The 2,900-nt window shown below is 57.7% G+C and carries 2 protein-coding genes; both read left to right on the top strand.

Annotation, left to right across the window (positions count from 1 at the left end; all coding sequences use genetic code 11):
- The first annotated feature begins 156 nt into the window (after window positions 1-156).
- Window positions 157-1,329: a M20 aminoacylase family protein gene (locus tag BDE01S_RS09700; protein WP_066080905.1), complete on the top strand. Its 1,173-nt coding sequence runs from the start codon at window positions 157-159 to the stop codon at window positions 1,327-1,329.
- A gap of 56 nt (window positions 1,330-1,385) precedes the next feature.
- A complete protein-coding gene (locus BDE01S_RS09695) occupies window positions 1,386-2,771 on the top strand; it encodes an MFS transporter (RefSeq protein WP_066080902.1) in 1,386 nt (461 codons plus the stop codon).
- Window positions 2,772-2,900 lie beyond the last annotated feature (129 nt).

The following is a 2,900-nucleotide window of genomic DNA, read 5'->3' as shown; positions in this document are numbered from 1 at the left end:
AAAAAGCGGATTTTCAGACGGCTTTTTGCCGCGCATCGGTGCAGAACGAAGCGCGTGTCTTCACTTAAACCTGAGGAATGTTTTTTATTTGCTTGGAAATTTTAAGATTGTTATGATGGTTTTCATTTTTAATGCAGACCAATACAGGAGAACGCCATGCCGAAACGCCATCTTGAAGCTTTGCAGCAGCGTGCCGGATTTTTTACCGATTTGCGCCGCGAAATCCACCGCCATCCCGAGCTGGGTTTTGAGGAAGTACGCACCAGCGATTTGGTTGCCCGCCTGCTGGAAGAATGGGGCTACGAAGTGCATCGCGGCTTGGCGAAAACGGGCGTGGTGGGTACGCTGAAGCAGGGCAGCGGCGGGAAAACCATCGGTTTGCGTGCGGATATGGATGCGCTGCCGATTCAGGAAGCCGACGGCCGTGCGTGGAAAAGCGAAATCAGCGGCAAGTTTCACGGCTGCGGCCACGACGGCCATACCGCCAGCCTGCTGGCTGCGGCGCAGCGTTTGGCGGAAACACGCGATTTCAACGGCACGCTGCGGGTAATTTTCCAGCCGGCGGAAGAGCTGCTCTACGGCGGGCGCGTGATGCTGGAAGACGGCCTGTTTGAGCAGTTCCCCTGCGATGCGGTATTCGGCCTGCACAATATGCCGAAAATGAATACCGGCGAATTTTATTTCCGCGAAGGCCCGACCATGGCATCGTCGGATACCATTCATATCCGCGTCGAGGGCGTGGGCGGACACGGCGCGATGCCGGAGCACGGCATTGATGCCACGGTGGTGGCCTGCCACATCACGCTGGCGCTGCAAACCATTGTATCGCGCAACGTCAGCCCGCTCGACCAGGCGGTGATTACCGTGGGCAGCATTCAGTCGGGCGACGCGCCGAATGTGGTGAATGCCGAAGCGTTGCTGAAACTGAGCGTGCGCGCGCTCAAGCCGGAGGTACGCGCGTTGTTGCGCCGCCGCATTACCGAAGTGGCCGAGGCGCAGGCGCAGAGTTTCGGTGCGAAAGCCACGGTGGAACATATCAACGGCTGCCCGCCGCTGATTAACGGCAGCAAGGCGACCCGCTTTGCCGTCGGCGTGGCGCAATCGCTGTTCGGCAGCGACAAAGTGCATACCGACACGCCGCCGCTGATGGGCAGCGAGGATTTCGCCTATATGCTGGAAGCCAATCCCAACGGCAATTATTGCTTTGTGGGCAACGGCGGCGGCGAGGGCGCGTGTATGGTGCACAATCCGCAATACGATTTCAACGATGAGATTATCGTGCCCGCGGCGGCCTATTGGTGCGCGCTGGCCGAGGCGTATTTGAAATAAGCGCGGCGGCCGGCAGGCCGTCTGAAAAAGCCTTTGTTTGAGAGAGAGAGAAACTTATGAATCATCAGCAAACTGAATTTGTCGGCAACGACCGCCTGCTGTTCGGCATGGTGCTGGGCGTGCTGACGTTTTGGCTGTTTTATCAGGCTGTATTCAATGTCGCGCCCGATATCCAGCGCACGCTCGCCATGCCGGATACTTCGCTCAATGCGGTAATCAGCCTGGGCTCGCTGTTTTCCGGCTGCTTTATTCTGCTCACCGGCGGCCTGGCCGATAAATTCGGGCGCGTGCGGCTGGCGTATATCGGCTTTGTGCTGAACATCATCGCCTGCCTGCTGCTGTATTTTTCGCAAGGGGTGGTGAGCTTCGGCCTCGGGCGGGTGTTTCAGGGCTTGTCGGCAGCCTGCATCATGCCTTCCACGCTGTCGATTATCAAAAATTACTACCACGGCGCGGCGCGGCAGCGGGCGTTCAGCTTTTGGTCGATCGGCTCGTTCGGCGGCTCCGGTTTGTCGTCGTTTGCGGGCGGCACCATCGCCACTTATCTCGGCTGGCAGAGCATTTTCCTGCTTTCTATCGCCATTTCCGTTATCGGGATGCTGATGATACGCGGCACGCCCGAGAGTAAATCCGCTGCGTCCTCCGGCAGCCGCTACGACTACATCGGCCTGTTTTCCTGCGTATTGGGGCTGCTGGCGCTGAATCTGCTGATTACCAAAGGCTTCCGACTCGGGCTGGGGCATCCGTTTACGCTTTCCATGCTGGCGGGCTTTATCGTGATGGCGCTGATTTTCTTCCGCACCGAATTCGGGCTGAAAACCGAAGCATTTTTGGATTTCTCGCTGTTTGCTAACCGGGGCTACAGCGGCGCCTGTCTGTCGAATTTCCTGATTAACTGCACCGCCGGCACGATTTTCATCATCAATACCTATCTGCAAAAAGGCCACGGCCTCACGCCTTTTGAGGCGGGTGTGAAGTCGCTGGGCTATTTGGCAACGGTATTGCTGATGATTCGGGTGAGCGAGAAGCTGCTGCAGAAGTTCGGCTATAAAAAACCGATGATGGCAGGCGTATTGATTACCGCGCTGGGGATTTTCGGCCTGTCGTGGACTGCTGTGCCGCATGAAACGTATATGGTGCAGGTGGTGGCGTCGTTTGCGCTGTTCGGCTTCGGCCTCGGCTGCTATGCCACGCCTTCGACCGATTGCGCGATGGTCAATGCCCCGATGGAAAAAGCCGGCGTGGCCGCGGGCGTATATAAAATGGCCAGCGCGCTCGGCGCGTCTTTCGGCATCGCCACCGGCGCAACGGTATTCAGCGCGCTGCAGGGTGCGGGCGTGCATCAGGCGGCGCAAACCGCGCTGTGGGTGATGCTGGCTTTGGCGCTGCTCTCCTGCCTGTCGATTGCCTTGCTCGTGCCCAACCGCAGGGCGGCGGATTAGGCCGTCTGAATGGATTGTGGAAATTGATTGCGAAACAAAAAGCCGTCTGAAAAATCGCATTTTCAGACGGCTTTTTTGTTGATAAAGATACGCTAGGTATGAAAGCAGAGAGGGCAGGCATTTTTCACT

This window comes from Bergeriella denitrificans NBRC 102155 (genome assembly GCF_001592185.1).
Taxonomy (GTDB): Bacteria; Pseudomonadota; Gammaproteobacteria; order Burkholderiales; family Neisseriaceae; genus Neisseria; species Neisseria denitrificans.
Note: the sequence above shows the minus strand (reverse complement) of the source record. Positions and strands in the feature narration are given on the sequence as shown.